Genomic DNA, 16,787 nt, shown 5'->3' with positions numbered 1-16,787 from the left:
ATTTCCAAAATATTTTTTTATGAGGCTGGGGCGGGAATGGCGTAATGCTGAAAACATTACGCCAGATAGCGATTATTTTTTAGGAATAGGGGTTCCCCAGTCTAACCAATCAGCAGGAGGTTCTAATTTCAGAATGAAATGCTGATCTGCTTTGGCGCGAGGCGCTAAAGGTACTGTTGGTGGTGTTGCCAATGAAATGCCACCACGGACAAACTGTTTAAAGGTACCACTTTTTACCACGCCGCCTGTCAAGCCAAATGCGAGATTATAGCCAGAAGATAACCAGAATTGAGTATTATCACGAATTAGGTATTGGTATTCTTTGCCAATACGCGTTGCAACATAAACACGATCGGAAAGCTCTCCCAAATATAACCCTGTGACTGTACCAATTTCTAAACCTCTGAATAAAATTGGTGTCCCAACTTGGATTGATCCCGCCTCAGAGGCATCAAGGAAGATAGTTAAGCCATCTAAATAACGAGAATCAGTGATATTTGCAGTTTGCAGCTCAAATTGGAAACGACTCTTATTACTCCGTCCTGGCTCGGCACTGATATAAGGTTGGAGTAGTGTGTCGAGGTTATTGAAGCCTGATGGTGACAACTCAGGCGTCACAATCGCGAAACGTGTACCTATTTTTGTGAAGTTTGCGACATATTCAGGATATAAAATAGCCTTAGCTCGGACTTCACGATTATCGGCAGACAGTTTTAATGATTCGATTTGCCCAATATTGATACCCAAGTAACGAATTGGCATTCCTTCAGATAATTTAGATGCATCGAAAGTGGTGAGTGTCACTGCGCTACCAATCGCTTTCGCAGCTGTTTCTGAAGGATAAAGAGTATGCTGACGAGAAGAGTCAGGTGTGCCGACTTGGATATTATCAAAACTAATTGCACCACTAAATGCTCGGCTCAATGGTGAGGCTTGTACCGTTAATCCATTTGCATTTAATTGTACTTTTGCACCACCCTCAGCCCAAAATACACTCTGCGGCGTGAGTAAATGACGATATTGACCAGATATATAAATGTTGACGGCAAACCCATCATTATTAGGTTTAATCGAAACAATTTTACCAACTTCAAATTGGCGATAAAGGACAACTGAACCTTGTTGAATATCGGGTAATGTTGAAGTATTTAAAGTAATGGTAGTAGGGGGGGCTGCACCTAAAATTCCCGCTTTAGCATTATCATCTGTACGGTATAGAGGAAAGGCTACGGGTAGGTCATCTTTACCTTTACCTGGGATGATATGTAGCCCTCCATCAAGCCATTCCTGAGGGGTAGCTCCTTGAAATTGCACACCAGTCATACCAAGCTGTACATCCACCCGGCTATTAGCAACAAATTTACTATCATGTTTAACTAGGTGTTTAAATTCATCAAAAACGGTAATTTGGAATTCGACATTGTCATTGGATAAGTGACGCTGTAACACTTGACCGACTTTAATGCCACGATAAATGACGGGTTGTCCAACATCAACCCCAAATGTATCTAACGCGGTAAGCTTAAGCTGCAAGTCTTCTTTTCCCTTTTGGTCTAAGGGAATAATGGCATCTTTACTGTTTTGCAAAACATAATGCTGCCCCTCTTGAGCCGGAAGACTATTTGCGGGAGAGTCAAAAGAGATTGCGCCATTAATTACCGCGGAGAGACTTTCCATTTTAATATTAGCGCCAGAATTGAGATTAAAGCCACCTTCAATACCAGAGGCATTCCAAAACTGGCTATCTTGGCGAACCAAATTGACATAGCGTTTTTTGATAATAGCGGCGATTGATACGCCTCCATTATCCGGTAGAAGTGAATAATCAGAAATATAGCCTACAGGAACCTTACGGTAATAAATTGCAGAATTTTCATTGATAGAGCCGAGGTCACTTGCTGTCAGGTAAATGAGTAATTCACCTTCATTAATATTGCGCTGGGGCTGAGCATCTAAAGCAACAAACCGTTCTTTGGGGGAGCCTGTGCCAGGCTGCATCCCAATATAGTTGCCTCCAACTAATGCATCTAAGCCAGATACGCCAGCTAGCGATGCTTTTGGCGTTATGAGCCAGAAACGAGTGCCAGTTGTCAGTGCTGAACGCATATCTTTATTAATTCTGGCAGTGACTATGATGCTTTTCATATCATCACTGATAGTCACGGTTTGCACCATGCCGACTTCAACACCCTGGTAACGAATAGGGGTTCGGCCAGCAACGACTCCCGATGCCGATGAAAATTGAATGGTGATTTCGGTACCACGTTCGACCCATTGTTGGAATAGTAGCCAGCCCGCGATCAGAATGGCAATAATCGGTAGAAGCCAAAAGGGTGATATTCTCACTCTTTTACGCGTGATAGCTTCTGGAACTTCTTCATTAGGTTCACTTTTTTGCTTTTGATTTTCCATAAGAATCCCAAATTAATCGACTGTCTAACCACTCAACGGCAAGGATAGTTAAAATAACAGCGGTACCAAAATATAAGGCCGCAGGTCCCATTGTAAATGACATCAATAGATCGCGGTTGACGAGTGTCATCATGAGTGCAATAACAAATAAATCTAACATTGACCAGCGCCCAATCCATGAAACAAATTTAAGTAATTTCATGCGTAAAACAGGGTCAGTATGACTGTTTAATTGAATCGAAAATAGTAACAGTATCATGATGATTATTTTTACAAATGGCACCAAAATACTGGCAATAAACACAATCATTGCAATCGGCCAATTTCCAGAGTCAATCAGCGAAACAACCCCAGAATAAATGGTGTCTTCCATCCGTTGCCCATTCAAATAAAAAATTGAAATTGGCAGAAGATTAGCAGGAAACAATAGCACCATGGCGGCGATCAACGCTGCCCAGGTTTTCTGTAAACTTAATGGTTCACGATAGTGAAGTGGTCGATGGCATCGCTGACATTTCCCTTTTTTATTAGGAGGTCCGGTAAAGTGACAAGCGGTACAGACTAATGCATGAGGCGCATTAGCCTGCTCTTTCATCGGATAAAGTCGCCGCCACAATTCATCAAGATTAATGTGAATCAAGATAAGTAAACTCAATATGGTCATTGTAGTGAAGGCTATAAGGCCATGGCCAATATCCACAGTGGCATAATCCTGCATTTTGATTGCAGCAATTCCTAATCCAACGAGATATACATCTAGCATCACCCACTCTTTTAAATGTTTCATCACTAATAAAACAGGCCGCATATTCATGCCTAAGTAGCGAGCTAATACTAAGTATAAGATAGAAATGGGCAATAATAGCGGGGCGGCGATAGCACAAAAAGCGACTATGCTGGCGGTAAAAGGGTCACCTTGCTGGCTAATTAACCTAATTCCTTCCAATACATTGGCATTTATTTGTGTACCAAAAAGATGAATTGAGATGAGCGGTTGCCAAAAAGCAATAGGCGCGAGCATCAATAAAGTAATAGATAATAGTGATAGTCGACGTAGTGACCAAGAACGGCCATCGTTTAATTGACTAGAACATTTAGGACAAACAATGACTTGTCTTGATTGAAAGGGGGGAGTCATTATTTTTTGGTTGCAATAGCAACATCGTTGCAAAATCATGGCAGTATGATTAATGTGGTTCATATGTGCTCATTGTATTAATTAACTTGCATGTAATCTAGTGTAAAAAATTTTACGCAAAAGTGACAACTTGCTAACCTTGGGTCTACGCTTACTAATGTTTTTACTTATTTACGTATTACAAAAAATATATGGATAAAAAGAAGTATTATCTCGAACTTTCAGATAGTTTGTCTGCACTACTTGCTGGAGAGTATGATTTAATTGCCAGTTTAGCAAATACCAGTGCATTATTATTTGAACGCCTATCAGGTGTTAACTGGGTTGGCTTTTACTTGAATAATGGACAAGAATTGGTTCTTGGTCCATTCCAAGGAAAAGTTGCCTGCGTACGCATTCCATTCGATAAGGGAGTTTGTGGATTGGCATTTACCCACAACCAAACTCAACGAGTGGAAGATGTGCATGCATTCCCCGGTCATATCGCGTGTGATGCAGCAAGTAACGCTGAAATCGTTTTTCCTCTAAGGGTAAATGACCAAATTATAGGGGTTTTAGATATAGATAGCACAAATATTGGTCAATTCAATCAAGAAGATGAAGAAGGGCTTCAATACCTTACAGACCAGTTGTGCCAACACTTGGCTATGTGTTCTATGCCAAAATATTACTAAATATTAGTATGTAAAATTAATAGGAACGTGGCAATTGTCAGCAACACGATTATAATGTCGGCTTGTTCATGCCCGTGAGGTTGGCAAAATCGTTGTTATCAGGAAATTTCATGGAAAATCAACCTAAGTTGAATAGTAGTAAAGAAGTTATCGCATTTTTGGCAGAGCGTTTTCCACGCTGTTTTATCGCTGAAGGCGAAGCACGTCCGCTTAAAGTCGGAATTTTTCAAGATATCGTAGGAAGTTTGACCGAAGAAGATGGTATTAGCAAAACGCAATTACGTTCTGCGTTACGGATGTACACATCTAGCTGGCGTTATCTCTACGGTGTTAAAGAGGGAGCAAAGCGTGTTGACTTAAATGGAGATGACTGCGGTGAATTAGATGCAGAACACATTGCCCATGCTCGTCAACAGTTAGCTGAAGCCAAAGCAAGAGTTCAAGCTCAGCGCGCGGAGCAGCAAAAAACGCAAAAGCGTCCAGCTGCAAAAAAACCGAGTGATAAAGCTGCACGCAATACTGATGCGAATAAAGAGAACTCTTCTCGTCGCCGTCCATCAGACAAAAAAGAACGCCCACAAAATACAGCTCCGACAAAATCTCGTAGCAATGAAGCTGAACAGAATTTGAAGTCAGTGACTGATATCAACACACTTAACGTCGGTCAGGCGTTAAAAGTTAAAGTTGGTTCCAGCATGATGGATGCCTCTGTACTGGAAATTGCCAAAGATGGTGTTAGGGTTCAATTGCCGTCTGGTTTGGCAATGATTGTGCGCGCGGAACATTTAAAGTTCTGATACGGAGGTCACTCAGGTCATGAACAAATTACTTAAAATTGCTTTTGTCGTTAGTCTCGCAACTTTCGGCACTGCAATAGCTAATACTCAAGCAGTGGCTCCGGTCACTGCTGCCCAGTTGCCTGTTTTAAAGCAGAATACACAGCATGGTACTGTTAGCGAAAGGGTAACATCACGTTTCACTCGCTCACATTATCGTCAATTCGACTTAGATAAAGAGTTTTCTGGGAAAATATTTGACCGTTATCTGAATATGTTAGATTTCGGGCATAATGTTTTACTTCAATCTGACATCGACCAATATGCGAAAGATAAAGCGCAAGTGGGTGAATGGCTTGAAGATGGCAAGTTAGATAAGTTTTATGACCTGTATAACCTTTCTCAGCAACGTCGATTTGAACGTTTTCAATATGCGCTTGCGCGTTTAGACCAACCGATGGATCTAAATGCGCACGATTCTATTGAAGTTGATCGCTCTAAGTCGCCTTGGCCTAAAGATAAGCAAGAGCTAGACCGTTTGTGGGATCAAAAGGTCCGTTATGACTGGTTAAGCTTGAAGTTGTCAGGTAAAGATGACAAGGAAATTAAAGAAAAATTAACTAAGCGCTATAAATTTGCTTTAAAACGATTGACACAAGCGCAAAGTGAAGATGTATTCCAGTTAATTATCAATGCGTTTGCCAGAGAAATTGACCCGCATACAAGCTATTTATCTCCGCGCAGTACTGAACAATTCAATTCAGAAATGAGTTTATCTCTTGAGGGTATTGGTGCGGTTTTACAACAGGATGATGATAACACTACGATCAATTCCTTAGTGGCAGGAGGTCCAGCAGCTAAGAGTAAAGAGTTGAAAGTAGGGGATAAAATTATTGGTGTTGGTCAAGTCGGTAAACCGATTGTGGATGTTGTCGGTTGGCGTTTGGATGATGTTGTTGCATTAATTAAGGGACCGAAAGGTAGCCAAGTTCGTCTGGAGGTTGTTTCTGATACTAAGGGGGCGAAGCCACGCATAGTCACCATAGTGAGGGAGCAGATTCGACTCGAAGATAGAGCCGTAAAACTGACAATCAAGCAGCAAGGCAAAGAGAAAGTTGGTGTATTAGATATTCCAGGTTTCTACGTCGGTTTAACGAATGATGTAAAAGCTGAACTCCAAAAAATGGCGAAAGAAAATGTCTCGGCTCTAATTATTGACTTGCGGGGCAATGGTGGCGGAGCATTAACGGAAGCAGTGGCATTATCTGGTTTATTTATTAATAAAGGTCCTATTGTTCAAGTTCGTGATAACAATGGTCAAGTGCGTCAAGATGCGGATGATGATGATGTTATTTACTACAAAGGGCCATTAGTCGTTTTAGTTGATCGCTTTAGTGCTTCAGCTTCTGAAATTTTTGCTGCGGCTATGCAGGATTACGGGCGAGCATTAATTGTGGGAGAGCCAACCTTTGGTAAAGGAACCGTTCAACAACACAGAAGCATAAGTCGTGTCTATGACCAAATGTTGAAACCAGAATGGCCATCTTTAGGTTCAGTGCAATATACCATCCAAAAATTCTATCGTGTTAATGGTGGTAGTACTCAGCGAGAAGGTGTTACTCCTGATGTTGTGATGCCTACAGGACAAGACCCTGCTGAAACAGGGGAAAGCTTTGAAGACAATGCATTACCTTGGGATAGCATTCCTCCAGCAAATTACACGAAAGCTGGAGATATAGCGCCAGATTTGTCAGCCATCAAAACTAAACATTTAGCGCGTATTAGCGTTGACCCTGAATTTAAGTATATTGATGAAGACATTGCTCGTTATAAAACGTTGAAAGAAACTAAAAACTTGATTTCTCTTAATTATGCTCAGCGTTTGAAAGAAGATAATGAAGTAGAAGCCACCAAGTTAAAGCGCATTAATGAACGTAATGCGAAGCAAGGTAAGCCGTTATTAAAATCTATTGATGATTTACCTAAAGACTATGAAGGGCCAGATCCATACTTAGATGAAACAGTTAAAATGGCAATAGACCTTTCTAATCAAAACACTAAGATGCTTTCAGGTACAAAATAATAAAAATAAGTTCGAAAAAAATAAGGCCAGCATATGCTGGCCTTATTTTTTAATTCATTGATATATAATGCATTGCTTTTATTGGATATTCTTCCAATGATGATGCCTTGGCTTTTATGCAAAAAAAGTGGTTGGTTTTCTTTCTCTTTTTTAAATATATCCTACACTTCAGTTGAATGTTCCTTATTAATGAGGCAAAACAATGAGTAAAACGCTGGTTGGCTTATTCGCTGTAGTGGCTTGTTTGATTTCATCTATTGGTACCGCAAGTGCAAGAAATTATCCTTGCTCTGGAGCCAAGGGTGGAGTTAGCCATTGTGATAATGGGCAGTTTATTTGTAAGGACGGTAGTACTAGCCGTTCAGAACAAGTTTGTACAACTGAATTGAAAAACTCAATTAACAAAAGTGCAGGCATTAGTACAGGTATTGGGGCGGGTGTAGCAAAGCAGGCGAGCAAACCATCTGCGGTAGATTCTATCAAAGAGACGGGTGATAATATGAGTAAAACTGCAAAAGAAAAGGCATCAAAGGCAAGTAGTAAAGCAAAAGATACGGAGAAGGAAACCTCTAAAGCAGTAAAAGGCTCGGCTGATAAGGCTAAAGCTAAAGAGAAAGAAGCCTCCAAAGTAACTAAGGATAAAGCAGATAAAGCCAAAGCTAAAGAGAAAGAAACCTCTAAAGCTGTGAAGGATAAGGCGGATAAAGCGAAAGCCGATAAAGCCAAAGCTGACAAAGCTAAAGCCGATAAAGCTAAAGCCGACAAAGCCAAAGCTGATAAAGCCAAAGCTGATAAAGCTAAAGCAGATAAAGCGAAAGCCGATAAAGCTAAAGCGGACAAAGCTAAATCTTCAGCAAAAACTACAGCTAAAGTCTCTAAAGACAAAGCCGGTAAAGCGAAGACTAAAACGAGCTAAACTAACTTGATATTTTTGCTGGGAGTTGTATGAGCAAAATGTTGTATATCACCTAGATGCCGTCTATTAAGACGGCATTTTTTATTTGTGTGTGTAAAGATATGTTGTTTTATGGTTTTTTCCTGTTAATGGGCTTGAAATAGTGTGAAAAAACCTTATTTATAAAGTAAATTTGTCGTGGTATTGGTTTTTACTAAGGGAACTATAAAAAATGATGAGAATCGCTTTATTCTTGCTCACAAACTTAGCTGTTATGTTTGTGTTCGGGATTATTTTAAGTTTAACCGGGATACGTGGAAGTAGCGCACAAGGTCTGCTGATTATGGCTGCATTATTTGGCTTCGGTGGGGCATTTATCTCATTGCTGATGTCTAAATGGATGGCATTAAAGTCAGTGGGTGGTGAAGTTATCGAACAACCACGTAATGAGATGGAGCGGTGGTTGGTGAATACCGTTAGCCGCCAAGCTCAACAGGTAGGTATTCAGATGCCTCAAGTTGCTATTTACCATGCCCCAGATATTAATGCATTTGCAACGGGTGCGCGTCGTGATGCTTCTTTGGTTGCGGTAAGCACTGGATTATTGGAAAACATGAGCCGTGATGAAGCTGAGGCGGTTATTGCTCATGAAGTTAGCCATATCGCAAATGGTGACATGGTGACTATGACCTTATTACAAGGTGTGGTAAATACCTTTGTTATCTTTATTTCGCGTATTCTGGCTCAAGTCGCTGCTGGTTTTATGTCGAATAATAACGACAACGAAAGTGAAAGTAGCAATGGTAATCCAATGGTTTACTTTGCCGTATCCATGGTGCTGGAGATTGTATTTGGTATCTTAGCGAGCATTATTACCATGTGGTTTTCTCGTCATCGTGAGTTTCATGCGGATGCTGGTTCTGCGAAATTAGTGGGTAAAGAGAAAATGATTGCTGCCTTACAGCGCTTAAAAACTAGCTATGAGCCACAGGAAGAAGGGCGTCTGATGGCATTTTGCATTAATGGCCGAGGTAAAGCATTTAGTGAACTATTTTTATCTCACCCACCATTAGACAAACGTATTGAAGCACTACGTTCAGGTCAATACCTGAAATAGTCACCACGCTAATAAAAATTGAGATACAACGAAAGGGAAATACAGTGTGTTTCCCTTTTTTAATCTGTGGGTATCAAGCTAAGAATAGAATTTTAGGCAAAAAAAAGCCCCCTTCATAGGGATCTGAAGGGGGAGCTAAATGAATAAAGAATGGTTTAATTCGAGATCAAAGATAAAGGATTTTAGATATTGATACTTAGGTTTTTGTGCAGTTTGAAATGCGTTTTACCTACAATAATCCAAAATCGCATTTATCGTTAAATATCTTATTGACGATAACCCGCTTTAATTTGTTCTAAGATATTTTTGTATGTCTCTGCCTGCTTATCGTCTTCCATTGAAGCCACTTCACGTTGCATTTTGATCAGGATTTTACCTGCATCGGCTTGACCAATAGCTTTAAGCATGTGAGTTACTAAATTTTTTAAACAAGTCACTTCATCAGCTAAGGTATTTACGTCTGGCTCTGTTGGAAAATGGGTTTTCATTTATGAATTCCTGTAAGGATAAAAAGTAATTTGCAGATTGTAGCATAGAAGAAACAAATCTGTCGCTTTTCAAACTAGGGGGGATATAGGAAGGTAAATGAATTATCCTGCAATGTGGGCATTGAGTGATTATGAGGATTTTCAATCCTTTAAAGATGAATGACTAGTGTGATATTATTCACAAAAATGAACTAAAGGCTATTATTGGCCTTAATTATCATCAATAGGGTGTAGTAAACCATGTCCCAGGTTTCCATAACCACAGCGTGGATACGTGTATTAGCGCTTTCCGTTGCTGCTTTTGTCTTTAATACTACCGAATTTGTTCCTGTAGCATTACTCAGTGATATTGCAGAAAGCTTCCACATGACGGTTGCCCACACAGGGTTGATGATCACCATCTATGCATGGGTTGTTGCCGTTATGTCCTTACCTTTAATGTTATTGACGGGCAAGTTTGAGCGGCGAAAGTTATTGGGGATCCTATTTATTATATTTATCCTCAGTCATATTCTGTGCGGGATAGCATGGAGCTTTGAAGTATTGATTATCGCTCGTGTTGGCATTGCATTATCACATGCTATTTTTTGGTCCATTACTGCTTCATTAGCAATCCGTGTTGCACCATCGGGTAAGAAGGCACAAGCATTGGGCTTATTAGCGACGGGAACGGCACTTGCTACGGTATTGGGGTTACCTCTAGGCAGAGTGATAGGGCAATGGATGGGATGGCGAGTCACATTCTTGTGCATTGGTGTGCTTGCTTTATTTACTATGATTGTGCTCTTACGTTTTTTACCACGCTTGCCAAGTGAGCATTCTGGCTCCTTAAAAAGCTTACCTATTATTTTTAAACGTCCTGCATTAGTCGGTGTATTTGTATTGATTACAGTAGTTATTACGGCACATTTTACGGCGTACAGTTATATTGAGCCTTTTATTCGTGATGTCGCTTTACAGAGTCAAAACTTTGCCACTCTACTATTATTGATTTTTGGTGGCGCGGGTATTTTTGGTAGTGTGTTATTTAGTCGCTACAGTAGCCGTTTTACGCTCACATTCTTACCTACATCGATTGTCTTACTCACGATTTGTTTAGCGCTATTTATGCCATTAAGTGGCAACGTTTGGACCATTGTCGGTATTTCTATTTTTTGGGGAATTGCCATTATGTGCATTAGTCTGGGTATTCAAGTTAAGGTTCTTGATTTGGCTCCTGATGCGACGGATGTGGCTATGTCTATTTTCTCTGGATTATTCAATATAGGTATTGGTGCGGGCGCGTTATTAGGCAATCAAGTTATTACACATATGGGTATGACTAACATTGGTTATGTGGGGGCGGTCATCAGTATCTTGGCTCTCACTTGGTGTTTGTTTATCTATATACGTTATAGGACGGTATTTAGTGGCAAACAAGTGTTAGTCACCGATAATTAAGTCTATTTAATTCATTTTGCACTGTATTAATTAAACGTTAGTAGGGTGCTTTTTATTGTGTTAAATTTCTGCAAAATTTTAGATTGATGAATAAATAAAGGTGAATAATGAAAGGACTAGGATTCTTATTAATGTCTATTGTTGCGGAAGTGATTGCCACTACTACATTAAAAGCCTCCGACGGTTTTAGTCGATTCTGGCCCTCATTAATTGTGGTTATTGGTTACGCTATTTCGTTTTGGGGATTATCACAAGTTGTTAAAGTGATGCCATTAGGGATTGCGTATGCTATCTGGTCAGGATTAGGGATTGTCTTGGTTTCTGTGGCTGCGATCTATATTTATAACCAAAAACTCGATTTACCAGCAATTATTGGTATGCTATTAATTATCGTCGGCGTTTTAATCATCAATCTGTTTTCAAAAAGTGGTACTCACTAATGAGGCAAAACAGAGTTTGATATTATTGGAGAAAAGAATGAAAAGGAAAAATCACACTCTGTTAAAAACGGTGATTACGGTGGGAACGACTACAATGATGGCGATTTTATTGACCGCGTGTAGTAACTCAGAATCGCAAAAAATGACACGGGCTGAAAATTCAGGTGCTCGTTATGCGCAGCAAGTCGTAAATTTAGGACCAGAAGCTCAAGAAGCTTGTGTTTCTGCGGGTGGTTTGCCTTCATTAAACTTAGAGTTGAATGGTGAGAAAACGCCAGTCTGCCAATTTGCCAATGGTCGACGTTGTGCGGTGACGGCGATCCGTAGTGGAGCCTGCATATAAATCAGTGATAAATAGTCCATCAATTAATGAAACGATGGACTATTTATTAAGTGTTATTTTTTGGTAGGGAAAAATAGACTAATAGTGACAATAATACCCACGAGTAAGTAAGCTCCAAAAATACCAATTAGCCACTGTGGCATATCTAAACCTAAAAATGCCCATTGTCTTACAGCACAATCACCGGTCGCTTCAAATACCGATGGAACCCACTCTTGAAGAGGTAGCCAATCAGGGAAGTTGACAAAAAAATCACAAGAAGCAAATGGTGATGGGTACAGCTGTAGCATGGTATGTTCCCATGAAAGCTCTAAGCCTCGCCATGCAGCATACAACCATATACCGATGGCAATCACCTTAAGGAGTGTATTTTTAGGCGCAATAGCACCAATTAAGCCTGCCGCAATAATACCCATCAATGCAACGCGTTCATAAATACACATAACACAAGGTTGTAACTTCATAATATGCTGAAAATACAGGGCTGCACACTCAAGCATAAAGGCAGTAAATGCCATGAGTAGCCAAGCAGATCGTCCCTGTGAACAGTAATTAAAAAATCTGAACATAAATAAAATCCCTTAATCAGTGATGCTCCATTTTGCCTTTATCTGAATGATAAAAAAAGCGACAAAATGAGAATAAAATAATAATAGATTAAATTTTACGTTTTATTACAAAAAAGCCGCATTATCATGCGGCTTAAAATAGATGAGTAGATAGGTACTATTAGCGTGGTATGGTGATTAGCCCTATACTTTCCATCCAGTCAGTAGCTGGAATTAACCAAAGTTCTACACCTAATAAACCTGCAATAGTCATCACGATGGTATATGGCAAAGCCATCCATACCATCCGCCCATAAGATAAGCGAATCAATGGCGCTAATGCTGAAGTTAATAGGAACAAGAATGCCGCTTGACCATTTGGTGTCGCTACAGAAGGTAAGTTGGTTCCTGTATTGATTGCTACCGCAAGATGTTGATATTGCTCCATCGAGACTAAGCCTTCATTAGCCGCTTTCATCGCTTCAGTAATATACACCGTTCCTACGAAGACGTTATCAGATACAGCGGATAATAATCCGTTAAATAGATAAAATAATGAAAGCTGTGATGACTCTGAGGATTGAAGTACAAACTGGATAAATGGCGTGAAAAGCTGCTGATCAATGATCACGGCGACAACGCTGAAAAAGACAGTAAGTAGCGCGGTAAACGGTAGCGCTTCTTCAAATGCTTTACCTAAAGCATGTTCTTCGGTGATCCCGCAAAAAGCGGTAGCCATAATAATGACAGAAAGGCCAATCAAGCCTACATCCGCCAAATGGAATGCTAAAGCGACAATAAGCCAGATACCAATTATCCCTTGAATGATAAGTTGAGCCTGCTCTTTTTTTGTGCGCTTAGCACTCATTTTTTTATCATGCTCAGTGAGTACTTGGCGAACGGTTTCGGGTAATTCAGCCCCATAACCGAACAGCTTAAATTTTTCGACTAAGAAACAGACTATTAAGCCACAGAAAAAGACAGGGATAGTGACGGGAGCCATACGCAGATAAAAAGTAATAAAATCCCAATCTACATGTTTAGCTATGATGAGGTTTTGAGGTTCTCCCACCATGGTCATGACTCCACCCAGAGCCGTACCGATCCCTGCATGCATCATGAGGCTACGTAAAAAGGCTCTAAATTGCTCTAAAGTTTGTTTTTTCTCAGCGGTATCAATGAAGCTGTCATTTTGCAAATCAGTATTACTGTGTTGACGAGACGCATATTGATGATAGATGGAATAAAAACCAATTGAAACGCTAATTACCACTGCAATGACCGTTAATGCATCTAAAAATGCAGATAAAAACGCACTTGCTAAGCAAAATGATAGCGAGAGAATTCGTTTAGAACGTACGTTTATCAGTAGTTTTGTGAATACAAACAGCAAAAGCTGTTTCATGAAATAGATACCTGCCACCATGAAGATCAATAGCAAGATAACTTCAAGATTATTACTAATTTCATGAGAAATTTGCTTTGGGGTGGTCATGCCAATCAGTACAGCTTCAATGGCTAATAAACCACCAGGTTGAAGCGGATAGCATTTTAAAGCCATGGCTAATGTGAATATGAATTCAACGACTAACAACCAACCGGCAATAAATGGGTTAATAAAATAAAATACAATTGGGTTTATTATTAAAAACAATATGATAACAAGTTTGAACCAATCAGGAGAGTTTCCTAAGAAATTTTTCAAAAATGCTCTTTTTAGACTAAAATCCATTATGATTTATGAACCTCTTTTACTGGTGTTGTGTGACTACACGTTACATACTACTCTTATCTTTTACATAAATTAAGCTTATTCGCTAATAGATAATGCATTAATTATATGAGGTTTTTACGATTAGCCAATGGTTTATTGGAAAGCTAACTATCTCAGATAGTGACAATCTGATATGATTTCTCACAGCCCGTCTAAAAATGTTTGGAATAATAAAAATATGGTTATTAAAGCTCAAAGTCCGGCAGGTTTCGCGGAAGAGTATATTATTGAAAGTATCTGGAACAACCGCTTTCCACCAGGATCAATTTTACCGGCTGAGCGCGAGCTATCTGAGCTAATCGGTGTTACACGAACGACGTTGCGAGAAGTTTTACAGCGTTTAGCTCGTGATGGGTGGCTAACTATCCAGCATGGTAAACCGACTAAAGTGAATAACTATTGGGAGACTTCGGGATTAAATATTCTTGAAACACTTGCCAAACTCGACCATGACAGAGTACCTCAATTAATTGATAATTTACTGGCGGTTCGTACCAATATTGCCGCGATTTTTATCCGTACTGCATTTCGTAATAACCCAGAAGAGTCATTAGAAGTGTTAGCGGGTAAGGATAAAGTAGAAGATAATTCGGATGCGTTTAGTGACTTAGATTACAATATTTTCCGTGGTCTAGCATTTGCATCAGGTAACCCTATCTATGGGCTGATCATTAATGGTCTGAGAGGCTTATATACCCGTGTTGGGCGTTACTATTTTTCTAATCCAGAAGCCCGTCGTTTAGCCCTTAGCTTTTACCAGCAGCTGAGCAATTTATGCCGTGAGCAAGCTTATGACCGCATTATGGACTGCGTTAGAAATTATGGTAAGGATAGTGGGGCAATTTGGCATAATATGCAAAGTGCTATGCCATCAGACCTAGCTAAAAATATCTAAACCGAATAATAGTTATCCGTTCTTTTTGTAAGCCAGTGCTAAATAAGCACTGGCTTTTTTATTATTATGATTGGCTTAAATCATCCATATGGTGTTTTTTGGTTTTAAATATTGTAATTTTAATTATTTTTGGATGTTAATTCTTCACTGTGTTGGCTTTCGATATTTGGCGATAAAAAAGTTATTCAGGATATTCTATTGAATTTTAAATATAAAACTCTGTTTAATTTATATCACACGTATAACAATAAAAAGAAAATTAAAAGTAACCAATTGATATATAAGGCACATGAAAAGATTAGGCTATTTTTTGATTGGAATAAAATAGCGAAAGACGAATGAGAATGGAATTTTTGTGGGTTATTTAACTTTTTTGTTAAAAATGTTAATCAACTGTATTGGAAAATAAAAACTAGAATATTATTCTAATCATTAAATACATTTGGTTCTAGAGAGGCTCTATGAAAGTTCTCATTTTAGGTGCGGGTGTTATTGGTGTCACGACAGCATGGTATTTAGCGCAAGAAGGTCATGAAGTGCTAGTGGTTGATAGACAAATGGATGTTGCGGAAGAAACCAGTGCGGGTAACGCAGGGCAAATATCTCCAGGCTATGCAACTCCATGGGGGGCTCCAGGCATTCCGTTAAAAGCAGTCAAATGGATGTTTGAAAAGCATGCTCCTCTAGCGATAAAGCCTGATGGTAGTCTATTTCAGCTTCGCTGGATGTGGCAAATGCTGAAAAATTGCGATATGCAGCATTACACCATGAACAAGAGCCGAATGGTGAGAATTGCTGAGTATAGCCGTGATTGTATTAGGCAGCTTAGGGCGGATACTGGGATCAGTTATGAAGGACGGGAAGGTGGAACGTTACAACTGTTTAGAACTACCAAGCAGTTTGATAATGCTGCAAATGATATCGCAATACTTCAGCAAGAAGGTGTTCCTTATGAGTTACTTTCCGCGGAACAATTAGTGACAGCAGAGCCTGCATTAAAGTTTGTACAGCATAAACTGACAGGAGGATTGCGTTTACCTAATGATGAAACCGGAGATTGTCAGCAATTTACGAAAAAACTCGCTAAAATGGCGCAATTAGCGGGGGTTAGATTTAGGTTTGGTTGCCATGTGGAAAATATTTTAACGGATAATAAACGTATCAGCGGTATTCAAATCGATGGAGAAATCTTAGTCGCAGATCGCTACGTTGTTGCTATGGGCTCATACTCTACCGCAATCCTACAGTCATTAGTAAAAATCCCCGTTTATCCCCTTAAAGGCTATTCACTCACCATGCCAATTGTTGACGAAGCACATGCGCCAGTCTCTACCGTTCTTGATGAAACTTATAAAATAGCGGTGACGCGATTTGACGATCGTATCCGTGTTGGTGGAATGGCTGAAGTCGTTGGTTTTAATCTTGATATATTGAAAAAACGCTGTGATACCTTAAAAATGGTGGTACAAGATTTGTATCAAGGCGGCGGAGATATCAGTCAGGCTCAGTTTTGGACAGGATTACGCCCTATGACGCCGGATGGTACACCTATCGTCGGCCCGACTACCTATAGCAATCTATATTTAAATACAGGGCATGGGACATTAGGGTGGACTATGGCGTGTGGTTCAGGGAAACTGCTTGCCGATTTAATCTCTGGAAACACCCCAGATATTGCTGCTGATGATCTATCTATTTTTAGATATATCGATGGTTTTAATACTCAATTGGTAACAAATAATCATTTATCGCCAGCGCGTTAAT

At 39.8% G+C, this 16,787-nt stretch carries 15 protein-coding genes; 10 read left to right on the top strand and 5 right to left on the bottom strand.

The window, feature by feature from the left end:
- Positions 1–72: 72 nt before the first annotated feature.
- Together EL244_RS09770 and yebS are read right to left on the bottom strand one after the other, a co-directional pair.
- The gene (locus EL244_RS09770) at positions 73–2,412 is read right to left on the bottom strand and encodes a PqiB family protein (protein ID WP_126460586.1); all 2,340 of its coding nucleotides are present in this window, start codon (positions 2,410–2,412) and stop codon (positions 73–75) included.
- On the bottom strand, positions 2,387–3,613 hold the full coding sequence (yebS, locus tag EL244_RS09765) for a membrane integrity lipid transport subunit YebS (protein ID WP_126460584.1): 1,227 nt from the start codon (positions 3,611–3,613) through the stop codon (positions 2,387–2,389). The genes EL244_RS09770 and yebS overlap by 26 nt, the downstream gene beginning before the upstream one ends.
- Before the next feature lie 128 nt (positions 3,614–3,741).
- On the opposite strand from yebS, the gene EL244_RS09760 reads away from it, so the two are divergent.
- The 5 genes from EL244_RS09760 to htpX all read left to right on the top strand — a co-directional run bounded on the left by EL244_RS09760 (position 3,742) and on the right by htpX (position 9,095).
- Positions 3,742–4,224 carry a GAF domain-containing protein gene (locus EL244_RS09760; RefSeq protein ID WP_126460582.1) on the top strand — a complete coding sequence of 161 codons (483 nt, stop codon included), beginning with the start codon at positions 3,742–3,744 and terminating at the stop codon, positions 4,222–4,224.
- A 110-nt stretch (positions 4,225–4,334) separates the two neighbouring features.
- Entirely contained in the window at positions 4,335–5,021 is a 687-nt protein-coding gene (gene proQ / locus EL244_RS09755; protein WP_039855225.1) for an RNA chaperone ProQ, read from the top strand.
- Positions 5,022–5,040: 19 nt separating this feature from the next.
- On the top strand, positions 5,041–7,083 hold the full coding sequence (gene prc, locus EL244_RS09750; protein WP_126460580.1) for a carboxy terminal-processing peptidase: 2,043 nt from the start codon (positions 5,041–5,043) through the stop codon (positions 7,081–7,083).
- Positions 7,084–7,285: 202 nt separating this feature from the next.
- Entirely contained in the window at positions 7,286–7,999 is a 714-nt protein-coding gene (locus EL244_RS09745) for a YdcA family protein (RefSeq protein ID WP_126460578.1), read from the top strand.
- Positions 8,000–8,210: 211 nt separating this feature from the next.
- Positions 8,211–9,095 carry a protease HtpX gene (htpX, locus tag EL244_RS09740; RefSeq protein ID WP_006815280.1) on the top strand — a complete coding sequence of 295 codons (885 nt, stop codon included), beginning with the start codon at positions 8,211–8,213 and terminating at the stop codon, positions 9,093–9,095.
- A 266-nt stretch (positions 9,096–9,361) separates the two neighbouring features.
- Here the strand turns inward: htpX and EL244_RS09735 are convergent, their stop codons facing one another.
- Positions 9,362–9,583, bottom strand: a complete 222-nt coding sequence (locus tag EL244_RS09735) for a DUF2594 family protein (protein WP_006812858.1) — start codon at positions 9,581–9,583, stop codon at positions 9,362–9,364.
- 240 nt (positions 9,584–9,823) lie between these two features.
- Here EL244_RS09735 and EL244_RS09730 point away from each other — a divergent pair, with 240 nt between their 5' ends.
- The 3 genes from EL244_RS09730 (at position 9,824) to EL244_RS09720 (ending at position 11,806) form a co-directional block, all read left to right on the top strand.
- The gene (locus EL244_RS09730) at positions 9,824–11,023 is read left to right on the top strand and encodes a sugar transporter (RefSeq protein WP_126460576.1); all 1,200 of its coding nucleotides are present in this window, start codon (positions 9,824–9,826) and stop codon (positions 11,021–11,023) included.
- Between the two features lie 107 nt (positions 11,024–11,130).
- Positions 11,131–11,463, top strand: coding sequence for a DMT family transporter (locus EL244_RS09725; RefSeq protein ID WP_006812860.1), 333 nt, complete (start codon positions 11,131–11,133; stop codon positions 11,461–11,463).
- Between the two features lie 37 nt (positions 11,464–11,500).
- Entirely contained in the window at positions 11,501–11,806 is a 306-nt protein-coding gene (locus EL244_RS09720; protein WP_126460574.1) for a DUF333 domain-containing protein, read from the top strand.
- Between the two features lie 53 nt (positions 11,807–11,859).
- Here the strand turns inward: EL244_RS09720 and dsbB are convergent, their stop codons facing one another.
- On the bottom strand, positions 11,860–12,375 hold the full coding sequence (dsbB, locus tag EL244_RS09715) for a disulfide bond formation protein DsbB (protein WP_126460571.1): 516 nt from the start codon (positions 12,373–12,375) through the stop codon (positions 11,860–11,862).
- Between the two features lie 160 nt (positions 12,376–12,535).
- Positions 12,536–14,086 carry a sodium/proton antiporter NhaB gene (gene nhaB / locus EL244_RS09710; protein ID WP_006812863.1) on the bottom strand — a complete coding sequence of 517 codons (1,551 nt, stop codon included), beginning with the start codon at positions 14,084–14,086 and terminating at the stop codon, positions 12,536–12,538.
- Between the two features lie 220 nt (positions 14,087–14,306).
- On the opposite strand from nhaB, the gene fadR reads away from it, so the two are divergent.
- On the top strand, positions 14,307–15,023 hold the full coding sequence (gene fadR, locus EL244_RS09705) for a fatty acid metabolism transcriptional regulator FadR (RefSeq protein ID WP_039854370.1): 717 nt from the start codon (positions 14,307–14,309) through the stop codon (positions 15,021–15,023).
- A gap of 461 nt (positions 15,024–15,484) precedes the next feature.
- A complete protein-coding gene (locus EL244_RS09700; protein ID WP_126460568.1) occupies positions 15,485–16,786 on the top strand; it encodes a D-amino acid dehydrogenase in 1,302 nt (433 codons plus the stop codon).
- Position 16,787 lies beyond the last annotated feature (1 nt).

The sequence above is a fragment of the Providencia rustigianii genome (genome assembly GCF_900637755.1).
Lineage (GTDB): Bacteria > Pseudomonadota > Gammaproteobacteria > Enterobacterales > Enterobacteriaceae > Providencia > Providencia rustigianii.
The sequence above is the reverse complement of the archived record's forward strand: the minus strand, read 5'-3'. Positions and strand labels throughout refer to the sequence as shown.